Here is a 13,118-nt window from a genome sequence, read left to right as displayed (position 1 = left end):
TGTCGGTCTCGTAATCAACTTCTTTACAAAACACGTGCGTGTCACAAAAAAGGACGCCGTGGTTGCTCTCGCAGACCACGGCGTCCTGTTGTTCGTAAGAAGCTGTAGAACAGCATCGCTTTTTGCGTAGCTCAGTCTCTTCGAGACCGAAGCCTGCGAAAAATGGCACCGTCCCGCTAATAAGCGAAAGCGGATTAGAATTCGCTATCGATGACCTCTTTCGAAGCCTTCGTTCCGAGCTTGCCCCAGAGACCGTACGGGCTTTGTCGTCCCGCTGAGAGCCCGGCGGTTGTCGTATGAATAAGCGCGACCATTGGATTCGTCTGCGTGCCCGCTTCGATCGAATCGGTGATGAATTTGACCGCACCATCGCCCATCAGGACATGGCAACCGCCTTGGTGGCGGCTTCCAGGAGGCATCAGACCATAACGTTTGTCACTGGATGCCGTTGCTGCGAGAGCGTTGGCACTGTGATCATAGGCTCCTTCATCCATGACGCATGCTGCCGTGTTGGGAGGACTGATGGTCATCATCCCGGTGTAGACGGGGTTGCCATCTGCCCAGCGGTAGCCGCGACCGATGCTTCCCGAGTTGATCAACGCGGTCGTCGTTGCCCAAAACTGAGGACGTGTGGCATTGATATATGCAGCGTCTCCACATTGAGCAGGATTCACAACGAAGTCAGCTGTGGCGCCGTAGGGGCGAGGATTGGTTCGAATGTCGCGGTCACCAAGGTCCGTCACAATTTCACCCATCATGACGGTGTTTGCCAATCCATCGAGGATGTCACGGAACTTGGCGGTCTGACGAGGAACGAACACGCCGCGGCAGTTTGCACGAGCCATTTGCCCAGCATTCGAGTCTTTCTTGTACAAGGTCCAGCTTGTTGGACCGTCTGTTGACGAGACGATGCTGTCGCCCAGACAAACGGCATAGTTCGTGCGGCCAGCGGCGGGCAGACCCGTGCCGGGATCGCTTGGGCAACGCAAGAATTGCAATTCTTCGTTCCAGGGACCGTAATTTGAGTTCCCCGTACCATTGTCTGGGGTGGGGCCCATTGCAGGGCGGACCGCCGAAGATCCGTCTTTGTTAGGTCCATTGGGGTTGCTGATTTGTTCCCAAAGTGCCTGAGCTTCGACGAACGGGAGGAGACCAACCAGGGCGCTCAACTCTTCGCAATTGCTCGATCCTGAGGGGATGTCCCAAGTGGTTCCACCGACCGGTAGGCCCGTACCACTCTTCTGAATCGGCAGCTGGTTAAATGCGGAGTGGTAGTTGTGAACTCCAAGACCTAGCTGTTTGAAATTGTTACTGCAGCTCATCCGACGGGCGGCTTCCCGTGCGGCCTGCACCGCTGGCAGCAATAGACCTACAAGAACTCCAATGATCGCGATCACCACGAGCAGTTCCACAAGTGTGAAACCGCGGTTTACTCTCTGTTTCAACATACGTTTACCCTTCGGTAGATTAGGAAGTCGGTTCGAATAGAGCGGAGTTGCTCTTGGAAACTCGAACGCTTGTCCCGCTGCTTCGGCGACTGAGCGACAACTCGTGGGGCGATGTCGTAAGTCGACGAACAGATAGGACGTCGTTTGATGTCAGCGACATATCATAGGTGTCAAATATTTCACGTATTGTTTGATTCAATCAAATGCTTGCGACCCTGCGCACATTGAAAGCAACCCACGTGAATGTTCCGGATATAGCATTGGGTGGGGGGATGAGACGCTTTGTTGATCGACACAATCCGCTTAATTAGGTGTGGATGTAAGATTGTGTGTGTACCTGTTATCACCCGATGATTTGCAATTCGTCATTAAAGGTGACTATGGCACGAGATTCCGCCGAAGTTGCTCTCGTTACGTTTACGATCGGTCGTATCGATCGTATTTGTCGTCGCAAGGAGAACTCGCTGTTTCCCCACTCAGGTTAGGGAGGGGTAACGAAGTTGGAAGCTTATTGCGAATTCCGATCTCTGATTGATTTTTGTTAGGACGCGATTTCACGGAGGTTGCGCCGGAGAATATCCTTGAATTTGTGAGATGTTCCCCCCAAGGGGAGCTGGCGTGCCTGCCCAATAGCATGCCCCCCCAGAAAGTCAGGGCGCAGTCCACTCAACGTTTTCATCAGATCCCGAACTAGATACACGGTTCAGAGGGAAGGGGGATGACCCGTCCGGATGTTTCTGTCCCGTTTCCATCCGCAAGGCCGACGCTCGTTTAACGAACAGTCCTTGATCACACAATGAACTGGCGGCCCGGTCTTCAGTTGATCAACTCCCAAACCGCGATTGCACTCCAAGATGTGCAGAATCACGGTGCGATCCACCCACCGTAACGTGTTCCTGATTGGAAGGTTTGTTGAGCTATTTCAGCCATTGCAATGGTGATGGCCTGAGTACGAGCAGCCTTTACAAATCCATGCTTGCCTTCTATCAGAGCTGCAGCGTCCGGTATTCAGGATTCCTATCTTCGGCTCTCTAATTGGTGCTTCGAATCCAGGATGCTTTGTTTCCTGGCCCAAGTCCCAACTGTGATTGCGGTAGAGCACTGCTGACTTAATGTCGGTGTTGTGATGCTATCGCTGGGCAAAGCCGTTTGATGCAATTAAGGCTCTGGCTAGGAATCTTGGCTTTCCGGTTGAAGCCAGAAACCGCGGTTTCACTTCACTTTCTTTTCTTAGCGTTATCGTCTCTGACAAGAACGATCGCGTTGAGCCCCCGCATGGTTTTCGTCTTCCCGATACCATGCTTCGCTACGTCCACGCGTTTGAGTGGAACTTCTTTTTAGGCTCGTGGGGCGTGTGGAAAGAGCGGCTTTTAAGCCAAAGAAAGTTGGCGATATCCGTGCTGTCGCGGAGTTTATGATCTCGGAATTTCACTCGCTGCCCAAATACGGTGGTACGATGACGTTGTCGTCCAGACGTGGTGAGAGGCGACGACGTCGCGCGTTAACTCTATTCCTTTCTTTCACTAATAAGAACTAACGATGATCCGTCCAATGTCGATGTTGGTAGCTTACGTCTTCGCACTCGGTGCGATCAGCGGTTGCGGTTCTGAGACTCCTTCTCAGAACCAACCGCTGACAACCGAAGTTCAGACAGACACCTCTGATGGTTCCGGAACCACCGGGGATGTTGTGACGCCCGAACAACCGCTGGGCGGGTCTGGTTCACGATAGGCAGACACTATCGTCGACGGTGGCAACCTCTGCATCGCGAATACGTGCGAGTGCCGCACGATGACGAGCCACAGGATCGTGTAGTGTGGAATTGCGGCGACGCGGCGTACGAGACTGGTGCCGAAGCGCTGTGGTACATGCCGGTGGATTGGGGCATGGACGACGTGACAGGGTAGCTATTGACAGGGGCGGCCACGGTAACACTTCCCCCGCAGTTTCCGGAGACACATCCGGAACCTACGGCGATGGTGCTGGTGAGTGTCGACGTGTTCATCACGGGGGCCGAGTAATGGCTTCCGTACGTACCGCTCTGGGCGCTTGCGACACTGCACATGCAAACCAACATTGCGGAAACGGACATCGTCAGATACTTCAAAGCGGGCTTCATCTTTGATCCTTCTTTAGGGAAACGAACTTTCGCAGCCGAACTGGCTGCTTGATCTGCCGCACATTCTTCCGCTGAGCGGGCGATCAATCTGTGAGCCATATCACAATCGCTCAAATTCTTTTTTGGATTGCCGATACGTCCCCTCCGCAGGATGTGAAGCAGCTTTTTTTAGCGGAACGGCGCGAGCCGTCCGGTCCCGAATCGCCGGACGGCTCGCGCCGTTTTGCTACATCTGAAATCCCGCAGTAATTAAATATATGTCTCTAGAACATTTCAATTTTTGTCGTAGCCACCGTCGCCCGACGGTGGACCACGTTCTGGCGAACGTAGCTACCTTTGAAACCTACGTCATTTACAGAAACGCTCTAAGAACAAAGGGCTACGAGTGTCATCGTTCCATGGCAGGAAAGCTGTAGCCCCCTTTGGATCCGATCAAGAGAGGAAGCGATGAATGCGATTTCAGCGAATGCGTCTTTGAAAAGATGCTCGACTCGTGTTCGGCGTATTGGCCATCACCGCGGCACCACTGCCCATGGCAGTTGTGTCGGCACAATCAGGCACGCGAAATTCACCCGCACGTCCATCGACACCGACGGGTAGCGGAACGGCCACACAAGGACGAGATAAGAGAACGCAATCAGCTACCTTGGGCTTGCAAGGCGATTGCCCGGTCTGCGTGATTGAGATAAAGCAAGACGTTGACGGAGTGCCGCGTTTCGCCTGCGACGACCGCCCTCCTTCGAGAAACCTTGAATCATGATCGAAAGCCGATTCAAGGTTACTCTACGGTGTATCAGAAGTTTGCAAACGTAGCCGGTTTAGGACGCGTTTTGGGGTGCCAATGCGGCGGTCGTTTGGACGAACTGTTCGACACACGCTGCCAGCATCTTCCGTTGCTTTTCCACTCGGAGGTGACCATGCTCGCAAAACGCCGAATCTGCTTGCGCGAGAGAAAATTGGTTGGGGGTCACGATCACACCAATGTTCGAGAGGATTTCACGGACGTGGCGTAGTCCTCGAAGGCCTCCGAATCCTCCCGGTGATGCACTAAGCAACGCGGCGGTCTTGCCGCGATAGGCAGATAGTGGCCGCTCTTCGGGGCTGGCGGGACGCGACACCCAGTCGATGGTGTTCTTCAGCAATGGAGTAATTGAGCTGTTGTATTCGGGGCATGCTAGCAGCAACCTGGCGTGGTCAAGGAACAGCTCTTTTAGCCGTTTGGCGTTGTCCGGAATTCCTTGGCTCGACTCGAGGTCTTGATCGAACAGGGGCAATGAATAGTCCGCGAGGTTGATCTGAGTCACTTCCGCGCCGACGGCGAGCGCGCAGTTTTTAGCAGCGCTGATCAATAATTGATTGAACGATCCCGTGCGAGTGCTCCCAGCGAATGCCAAAATTTTGGGTTGGGACATGTTTTTCGGATCTCGAGAGGGAAGTGGATACGACGAAATAAGGAATTTGTCAGAACTAAGGATCGCTTCCCCGTCCGCTGATGGCAAGATGAGTGGATCGCCGCGTCCACGAGTGGGGCGTCGCGAGCGGAAGTTTGAGGACGAGTCGTTTCGCTGGTGGATGCCGTGGGTGGGCAATGGATAAAAGGCAGCACGTAGTGCGTCAGGATGCACACAGCGCGCACTGCTGCACGGTGGTAGCCCGTTGACTACCTCGCAATTCGCGGAAGGACGGATTCGAATCGGAAGGTGGATACCGTTTTCTTTCCTTGTGAAGCTGCGAGAGATGGGGGCCAGCCTGCATTTGGGAGCCCTGCCGAGCTGCGCGGGCAAGACAAGACTTTCGGCAACGGTCTTGGCACAGCGAATGCAAAAGCAAGTCGATTGACTCACCTTCTCATAACGGGAACCCAAATCATGTCCGACACAGTCACCAATTTCGATTTCGATTCCGCCGCCGCCATGCACCACGATCACCGTCAATGGGAGAGCGACGTTTCGATGTGGCGTGAAGACATTGACAACTGGAAAGAAGCTCACCGCTCCACGTTTGAGCAACTCAAACGGATCGAGGAACGCCTGCGGGAGCACGTCGCGTCGTTGAATTCACATGCCGACCAACTCGACTCGCACGAGGCCCACACTTTGCAACATGAACACGCGGTGGCGGCTGAGTTTCGTGATCGCACTCAAACGACTGAGCGGTCCGTTGCCGATCATGCGAAAGAAGCGAAAGAACATGAACGTCTGCGCGACGCCCACGAACGGATCAAAAAACATCATCACACCGCGATGGCTCATGTCGCGATGCTCACAGCGACTCTTGATGCCGCAATGTAACTGTTGCGTTCGCCCCTGCTCTAATCTGTTTGGTTCGCCGCAATGGAATTGACCGAAGTCCCACAGTTGTTTCGCAATGCAGATCGTTTCCGCGAAGTGGTCACGATTTTGGCGAAGCACGGGCTTGCGGATTGGATCTCGGGGGTGCCTTCGTATTGGCTCAGTCGGTTTCGAGTTTCAATCGACGAGTCATTGACCACGGACGAGCGTATCAGGATTGCGATCACACAGCTCGGAACGACCTTCATTAAGCTCGGGCAAGTTCTCAGTACGCGGGCGGATTTGGTGGGAGCTGAGCTTGCCCAGGAGTTCGCGCAACTTCGTGAAAATACGCCGCATGATTCGGCCGAAGTCGCAATCGCGATGATCGAGTCGGAGCTCGGCGGCCGGGTCGACGAGTTATTCGCCTCGTTTGATTCCGAGCCCATGGCGTCGGCATCGATCGGTCAAGTTCACCCGGCGACCCTTCACAATGGTCAACAGGTGGTTGTGAAGGTGCAGCATGCGGGCATTGAGCGGCGGATCGTCAGCGATCTGGAGATCATGGTCAAACTCGCCGAGATCGCTGAGGAACAATCCTCACAATTGCGGCAGTATCGACCTGTCCAAACGATGCGAGAATTTCAGAAAACGCTGATGCAGGAATTGGATTTCAATCGTGAACTGCGAAACATGAACCGCTTTCGCAAGAACTTCGCGGAGGAATCCAATGTGAGATTTGCAACTCCGTACCCAGAATTGAGTTCTCGGCGGGTGTTGACGATGGAGCGTCTCGATGGAGTCAGCATCTCAGACACATGCGCGTTACGGGCGTGCGGTGCGAACTTGAGTGAAATCGCACGTCGCGGTGCGAACATCTTTCTCGACATGATTTTTCGCGACGGGTTTTACCACGCTGACCCACATCCGGGAAATCTGATGCTGCTTGATTGTGAACACGAATCGGCGAAGGCTCCATCCTGCGTCGGCCTGTTGGATTGCGGCATGGTCGGCAAAATTGATGATGGCCTGCGCGATGATTTAGAGGTTGCCCTGATCGCGTCGGTCGGGCGAGATGCCAAAGTGATTTCAGAAGTTGTTGCGAGACTCGGACGGGTCCCGGCGGACTTTGATGAGCCGGCCCTGGTTGCTGACATTCAAGAATTAATCGATGAATACTCCGATCAAACGATTCACGATTTCAATATCAGCGAGGCCCTGCGAGACGTGGTCGCGATCATTCGTCAACATCGCATCTATCTCCCTTCGAAGGTGGCAATGCTGTTGAAGGTTCTGGGGATGCTCGAGGGCACCGCGCATCAACTCAACCCTCAATTCAGTTTGGCCGAGTTGATTGAGCCGTATGGGAAGCGTGCGATGTTGCGACGTTTCTCACCGAAACAGCTCTATGATCGGATGAAATCGCGGGTAGATGACTGGGATCGGTTTTTCAAGCTCCTTCCTCTAGATCTCGCCGAAATCTTACATAGTCTCAAGCAGGGCAGTTTTGACGTTCATCTGCAACACCGCAGGCTGGAGCCGATCGTCAACCGATTGGTAATGGGAATTTTGACCGCGGCGTTGTTTGTCGGTTCCGCGTCGTTGTGGAGTAACGGTGTCTCGCCGACGTTGTTTGGAATTTCCCTGCCAGGCGTCTTGGGTTGCACCGCCGCGGTATTCATGGGGGTAAGAATATCGCTTGCTATCCGTCGCTCACGCCGTGCTGAGAACGATTAAGGTGACAAACTGCGATTCAGAAGAATCGTTGGGAGGATGCGCGACACGCTGTGCAAGTTGCGTTTCGGTTACCAACAGAAGTCCGCGAACGCATTCAATCCGTTCGCCACAATCGAGGGATGGGAATTCAGCCTCGCAGGACCAAGACCGGGCAGTGAGCCAAGCGGACCACCTTTTCGGCAACCGATCCGATGATCGATGGTCGAAAGCCGCTTTGGCCATGCGAAGGTATGACGATTAGTTCGATCGCGTTCGTCGATGCGTATTTGGTTATTCCTTCGGCTGGGACATCAACCGTGGTGACAAGATGGATTCCTTGATAAGCCGAATCGGCGAATAGTTCCTGCATCGCTTCAAGAGCGGCATGCTGGTGCTTTTCATTGATTTGTGCCAGCCTCGCCGACTCGTGGGTGACGGTTCCCAGACCGCCGCCGAGTTCGTAGCCGCCGTTGTCATCGAACCCGTAGAGTTGGCCGGGATCGATGACATGCAATACCGTCACGTTGTCATTCTTCTCTGCGATGCCGGTCGCGGTTTCAACGGCGCTCTGCGCATCCTCTGAAAAATCAAAGGGAACCAGAATCTGGGTGTTTTCGAAATGGTTCATCTGGGGCACCGTTTGTGTCAGAGGCGGTTTGCGGTGAGCTCACCTCGACGTGAGCAGAACGCGAGGGGGGGGCATCACAACATGAGAGGCAATCGTCGTGCCATCACCATGCCGTATCTGCTGTGGTGAAGGCGCCCAATGGTCGATCGTAAGTACTCCATCTCGTCAGGTGATGCCATGTTTTTCCATCATGCGATACAGCTTGCGCCGTTCGAGGCCGAGGGCACGGGCGGTACGCGATTTGTTACCGAAGCCGCCCGTGCGATCTCCGTGGGGGCTTTATCTAGCTTGATGAGACGGTCGTCGGCAAGAATCTGAGACCGATCGATTGTGTTGATCAGTTGAGGGATGTTGCTTGGCCAGGAGTAAGCGAGGAGCGCGTTCTTGACGTCGGCGTCGAGCTCATATTCGTCACCCAAGAAGTGTTCGTTGAGCAGTTCGATTTCGTCGCCGCGATCTCGAAGTGCGGGTAGGTCGAGTGAAATGACATTGATGCGGTAGTACAAATCTTCACGAAATGGACCCTGAGCAACCTGTTGGGACATGTCGCGATTGGTGGCTGACTCGACTCGACGCAGCGACCCGTCTTCGAGGATGCGTAGTAATTTCGGTTGCAATGCGAGCGGTAGCTCACCCATTTCATCGATGAACAAGGGGCTGCCCTCGGCAACCTCAAAGAGACCGGGCTTCATCATGGTCGCCTCGGTAAACGAACCTTTTTCGTGTCCGAACAATTTGCTCACAACGAGCTGTGCGGGCAGGGCGGCGCTGTTGACGGTGACGAGCGGAGGGTCCGCTCGCGAGCTACCGGCGTGAATCGCGGCGGCTACCAATTCTTTTCCGGTTCCGCTTTCGCCCTCAATCAGGACTGGCTTTTCCATGGGGGCGACGCAGTCGATCGCGTCCTGGCCGCCGGTTGTTTGGTCCACGCGGTACCCATCTGTTCAAACCAGCGGGCGCAGCCTTCTCCAAATTCCGCATCATCGTCGACAAAAAGAATGTTCATGGAACCCGTTATCGTGTCTCAATAGCTAACGATTTGAGGTGCGATTGCGCGGATGTGCGCACCGAGTGTGCCAAAGTGTGCACATTCATCACGCCGATTCGTCCACGATACGTCGGGGATCGCCCAAGAACTGTATCCGTCTTGGGGGAGGGAACGACACTGTTTTGCATCGGGAACGCAAACTGTGGGCCGAGTCATTCTTATCTCCTCCACACTCACGCGATTGACCACTCGCCATGCCCCTGACTCATCAAAACACCGCGTCATCGACCACGCTGCCGCCCAACGACTCCACGCGGGATGAGATTGATGACTCGTTTTGGGACGGATGAAGTTCGATCCTCGCACGTGAATTATCGAGCACCTCGTTCGCGGCGATTCTCTCCCGAGTGTTTTGACGACGCTGATCGAATTGGCTGAGCTGGATCGCGATGGAACTCGCGGATCGATCCTGCTGTTGGATCCGCAGAGCGGTCCACTTCGTCATGCCGCGATTGTTTCGTTGCCCACGCAATACGCCAATGCGATTGACGCATTGGCGGCAGATTCCCATCCGACTGGATGTGATCTTACTGCGTTCCTACGTGAGCAGGTGATTATTCATGACATCCGCGATCAACACGGATGGCCAGAATTACGTGCGGTTTGCGAAACCATCGGTGTACGTGCCTGTTGGTCGCTGCCAATCGTGGCGGCTGGTGACGAGCCATCGGTACGTTGCGATGCATTTTTCGGTGCCTTTTGGCAGCCAGCCTGGCGACCTCCGCTTCGGTAACGAATGTGCCAACGTTGTGGCGATTGCAGTTGAACGATTCCGCAATGAACAGCGTGTTCATCAATTGGCCGCGATCGTCCGATCGTCGCGTGACGCGATTTTGGGAACAGACCTCGACGGAAAAATCGTCAGTGCAAACCCGGCGTGCGGGAGGCTCAGTGGCTATACGTGGGAAGACATCGCGAAGAACTCGTTCAGTCCGAACGGCTCGGTGCGATGGGGCAAATGGTATCGGCGATCGCTCACGAAAGTCGCAACGCTTTGGATCGCATCTCGCGAGCCAAAGACGACTTGCAATACCTGTTCGAAGAACCCCGTGGTTACGCCGCACCGCTGCACCTCGAAGTTGCAACTTGTTCGGTGGCGAGCGTGTGGAGGCAAGCGTGCAATAATTTGGATTCCGCTCGAATCAATCGTAACGCGGAATTGAGCGAAGAGTGTGGTGATGTCGACTAGGTTTGCAGTGTCGATGCATTTCGATTGAAGCAGGTCTTTCGTCCTCTTTGCGAAAATAGGCTTGCCGCGTGATCCGATCCGGTGCGGATCACCGTTCAATGCGGTGAAACCACGTTTAATGAATTGACCGGGTTGGCGATCCGTATCCAGGACAACGGTCCGGGGCTTTCGCTCGATCAACGTGTCCGGATATTTGATGCGTTTTCACGACGAAGCAGAAGGGAAGGGGTTTGGGAATGGCAATTGCCAAGAGACCCATGCCGGCTCATTTCGGATCGATCATCGTCGTTTCGTCTTACGAAAGTAACGAGCTGGCTCCAAATCCGCTCGTCGTCGACTATTTGGTCAAGCCGATCAGTATCACGGACCTGAAATCGGCGATCGGTCGCGCCTCGGGATGTTGAGCCATGTGCCGGAAAGGTGTGCTCATTGGGTCGCACGTTTGCGCAGCTACGCTCACCAGACGGCATCAGATGGTTCATCAAACCTTGTTTTTGAACGCTATCGAAAGAAACATTGCTACTGGCACGCGGCGTGCATTTTAACGATTTGTTGAATCATTTCGCACATCCGAAATCCAGGGAGACCTAGCGATGTCCACCAAACAAAATGAAAAAGTCAAAGTACGAAATGAAGCGTTGGTTGAGGTGGATCCGATGACCGAGTTGTCGCAACTGCGAGCGAATTTTGATCGCATGTTGGGTGGCATGCTCCGTGGTCATTGGGAGGAAGCCTGGAACGCAGGTTGGGGATGCGATGTAAAGGACGACGACGCCGAAATCGTCGTGCGAGCGGAAGCCCCCGGATTCGAACCAGATGAGATCGATGTACAGATCAGCGGCAATCGGTTGGTTCTTCAAGCCGAACATCAATCGCATGCTGAAGACGGCGACAAGAAAACCACGCGGCACGGCAAGTTGTATCGCGCCGTCGCGCTGCCCAATGGCATCGACGAAGAACATGTCAGTGCCAACTACCGAAACGGCGTCTTGGAAGTGCACCTTCCCAAGAGTGATGCTGTGAAGCCGAAACGGATCGCTGTGACTGCCAGCTAGTTTTTACATCCCTTGAGTGATCCGCCGAAGAACGTCTGTTTGACCGGTCGCCATGCCGATCGGTCAGCAGGCGTTTTTTTACATAGTGAGAGAAATATTCTCGCAAATTACGCGTCGATGTTGCCGACAGGGTGACGAGAAAACGTATTGCGGTGTCCTACCGGCGATGGCCAAAGGAATCACCGGTTGCCGTGGAGGCCTGGGGTGTGGGATCATAGTAATGGCCGGTACGTGTCAGCGGGTCCACGTACTCCAGACGCATCAATCGCTCGGGGGTCAATTCGACCGTCGGTCGAGACTGTTGAAACGAAAGCAGGGATTCGTGATGACTGTGATCAAGGTAATGCGAGATGCCCTGCAGGATGCTGGAAATCGCGTCAGGGCCTTCGCGGTAAACTTCTGAAGTCACCATCACGGTGTCGGCGCCCGCAATCATCGCCTTGATCGCATCTTCGCCGGTGCGGATGCCTCCACTGGCGGCAATGGCCAAGTCGAGCCCTCCGGTGCGGGCATGCACGATGCCTTCCAGGATCGTCCCCAAGTGGTCGACGGGGGACAATTCCCAGCGGATCGTCCAGTGCATGCGATCAATATTCACATCCCAATGCGGACGGTGCGAGAAAAGCACCAAGCCATCGACGCCGACGTTTTGCAGCTTGTGGGCGATCGAGGCTAAGTTCGTGAACTGCTGATTCAATTTCACCGCAATCGGTATCGAGAGATGATTGCAAAGATACCCCGCGAGATCGAGGAGTTTGGCTTCGACCTGGTCGGCGGATTCGTTGGGGTCGTGAATGCCCCGTTGCCAGTTCAGTTCCAGCGCGTCGGCGCCTGCGTCTTGGATCTCCTCGGAATAATCGAGCCACGGGCCGAGTGTGGCACCGTTGATGCTTGCGATGAGGGGAATCGAGCAACACTGCTTTAATTGCCGGATCGTTTTCAGGTAATTTTCCGAGCCGCCGTTGTAGCGGTCTTGCTGCGGTTGGTAGCCGCTCTGCTGAATCGCGGCGACCGGGTCGACCTCTTTTAGCATCGCATACACGACCTGTTCCTGCAGAATCGACGGCAACACGATGGCTCCGGCTCCGGCGCCGACCATCTGTCGAACTTGTTCGGGTTCGATCGTCAGTGGACAGGCACCCACGACGATCGGTGAGCTGAGCTCCATACCGAGGTAAGTGGTGATGAGTTCTTTCGACATGGTTCAGCTTCCGACAAAGGGATGGCGTTTGCCTCCAGGCTGCACGCTGAATTCCGTATCGTTCTGGAAGCACACCCAATCAAGCCGCAAGATGCGTTCCGGTTTTGATGGTTGCGAACGGTTTGCGTGAAATCACTGCGCGATAGATGCCGAATCACGCGATTTGGTGTGCGAAAATGGGCAAGATCTGGCAGTTCTCAATCGAGAATTGCTTGCAAACATCAGGTTTATGGGGCGGCCTTGGTTTTGCATTTCGGGTTACCGAGCCATCGCGGCCTAAAAGGCTAGTGCTATTCCAAAAAGCAAGGCCGAGATCAAACGCGTTCTTCGCTCGGCGGCTGTTGCGGCGTTCGTTGCAGGCAGCTGTTATCCGGGGTTTTAGTGCTCCTTTTAGCGGAACGGCGCAAGCGGGCTGTTGTTTTAGGCGCCGTGTTTTATGTCCTG

General features: G+C 54.6%; 12 protein-coding genes and 3 pseudogenes. 8 read left to right on the top strand and 7 right to left on the bottom strand.

What is annotated here, in order from left to right:
- Positions 1-194 precede the first annotated feature (194 nt).
- Positions 195-1,448, bottom strand: a complete 1,254-nt coding sequence (locus tag NB063_RS06120) for a DUF1559 domain-containing protein (RefSeq protein ID WP_250927871.1) — start codon at positions 1,446-1,448, stop codon at positions 195-197.
- A gap of 1,539 nt (positions 1,449-2,987) precedes the next feature.
- Between NB063_RS06120 and NB063_RS06115 the strand changes: the two genes are divergently transcribed.
- Positions 2,988-3,179 (top strand): hypothetical protein, encoded by a 192-nt coding sequence (locus NB063_RS06115; protein ID WP_250927870.1) that lies wholly within the window; start codon positions 2,988-2,990, stop codon positions 3,177-3,179.
- A 1,206-nt stretch (positions 3,180-4,385) separates the two neighbouring features.
- Here NB063_RS06115 and NB063_RS06110 read toward each other — a convergent pair.
- The gene (locus NB063_RS06110) at positions 4,386-4,979 is read right to left on the bottom strand and encodes an NADPH-dependent FMN reductase (protein ID WP_250927869.1); all 594 of its coding nucleotides are present in this window, start codon (positions 4,977-4,979) and stop codon (positions 4,386-4,388) included.
- Positions 4,980-5,435: 456 nt separating this feature from the next.
- Here NB063_RS06110 and NB063_RS06105 point away from each other — a divergent pair, with 456 nt between their 5' ends.
- Together NB063_RS06105 and NB063_RS06100 are read left to right on the top strand one after the other, a co-directional pair.
- Positions 5,436-5,858 carry a coiled-coil domain-containing protein gene (locus NB063_RS06105; protein WP_250927868.1) on the top strand — a complete coding sequence of 141 codons (423 nt, stop codon included), beginning with the start codon at positions 5,436-5,438 and terminating at the stop codon, positions 5,856-5,858.
- A gap of 42 nt (positions 5,859-5,900) precedes the next feature.
- Positions 5,901-7,574: an ABC1 kinase family protein gene (locus NB063_RS06100; RefSeq protein ID WP_250927867.1), complete on the top strand. Its 1,674-nt coding sequence runs from the start codon at positions 5,901-5,903 to the stop codon at positions 7,572-7,574.
- 127 nt (positions 7,575-7,701) lie between these two features.
- Here NB063_RS06100 and NB063_RS06095 read toward each other — a convergent pair whose 3' ends face one another.
- From NB063_RS06095 to NB063_RS06080, 4 genes and pseudogenes are all read right to left on the bottom strand, one after another.
- Positions 7,702-8,181 carry a universal stress protein gene (locus NB063_RS06095; protein WP_250927866.1) on the bottom strand — a complete coding sequence of 160 codons (480 nt, stop codon included), beginning with the start codon at positions 8,179-8,181 and terminating at the stop codon, positions 7,702-7,704.
- A 165-nt stretch (positions 8,182-8,346) separates the two neighbouring features.
- Positions 8,347-8,400: pseudogene (locus tag NB063_RS06090) on the bottom strand (hypothetical protein); the annotation flags it as partial.
- An 83-nt stretch (positions 8,401-8,483) separates the two neighbouring features.
- Positions 8,484-9,062: pseudogene (locus NB063_RS32735) on the bottom strand (sigma 54-interacting transcriptional regulator); the annotation flags it as partial.
- Between the two features lie 375 nt (positions 9,063-9,437).
- Positions 9,438-9,674 carry a hypothetical protein gene (locus NB063_RS06080; protein WP_250927865.1) on the bottom strand — a complete coding sequence of 79 codons (237 nt, stop codon included), beginning with the start codon at positions 9,672-9,674 and terminating at the stop codon, positions 9,438-9,440.
- Here NB063_RS06080 and NB063_RS32555 point away from each other — a divergent pair.
- The 5 genes and pseudogenes from NB063_RS32555 to NB063_RS06065 all read left to right on the top strand — a co-directional run bounded on the left by NB063_RS32555 (position 9,582) and on the right by NB063_RS06065 (position 11,473).
- The gene (locus tag NB063_RS32555; protein ID WP_407652556.1) at positions 9,582-9,962 is read left to right on the top strand and encodes a GAF domain-containing protein; all 381 of its coding nucleotides are present in this window, start codon (positions 9,582-9,584) and stop codon (positions 9,960-9,962) included. The genes NB063_RS06080 and NB063_RS32555 overlap by 93 nt on opposite strands.
- Positions 9,910-10,095: pseudogene (locus NB063_RS32550) on the top strand (hypothetical protein); the annotation flags it as partial. The gene NB063_RS32555 and the pseudogene NB063_RS32550, both read left to right, overlap by 53 nt.
- Before the next feature lie 35 nt (positions 10,096-10,130).
- Positions 10,131-10,418, top strand: coding sequence for a hypothetical protein (locus NB063_RS06075; RefSeq protein WP_250927864.1), 288 nt, complete (start codon positions 10,131-10,133; stop codon positions 10,416-10,418).
- 257 nt (positions 10,419-10,675) lie between these two features.
- Positions 10,676-10,822: a hypothetical protein gene (locus NB063_RS06070; RefSeq protein WP_250927863.1), complete on the top strand. Its 147-nt coding sequence runs from the start codon at positions 10,676-10,678 to the stop codon at positions 10,820-10,822.
- A gap of 189 nt (positions 10,823-11,011) precedes the next feature.
- Positions 11,012-11,473, top strand: a complete 462-nt coding sequence (locus NB063_RS06065) for an Hsp20/alpha crystallin family protein (protein WP_250927862.1) — start codon at positions 11,012-11,014, stop codon at positions 11,471-11,473.
- 157 nt (positions 11,474-11,630) lie between these two features.
- On the opposite strand, the gene NB063_RS06060 is transcribed toward NB063_RS06065, so the two are convergent.
- Positions 11,631-12,674, bottom strand: coding sequence for a dihydroorotate dehydrogenase-like protein (locus tag NB063_RS06060; RefSeq protein ID WP_250927861.1), 1,044 nt, complete (start codon positions 12,672-12,674; stop codon positions 11,631-11,633).
- Positions 12,675-13,118: the final 444 nt, after the last annotated feature.

The sequence above is a fragment of the Aporhodopirellula aestuarii genome (assembly GCF_023701485.1).
GTDB lineage: Bacteria > Planctomycetota > Planctomycetia > Pirellulales > Pirellulaceae > Rhodopirellula > Rhodopirellula aestuarii.
Note: the sequence above shows the minus strand (reverse complement) of the source record. Positions and strands in the feature narration are given on the sequence as shown.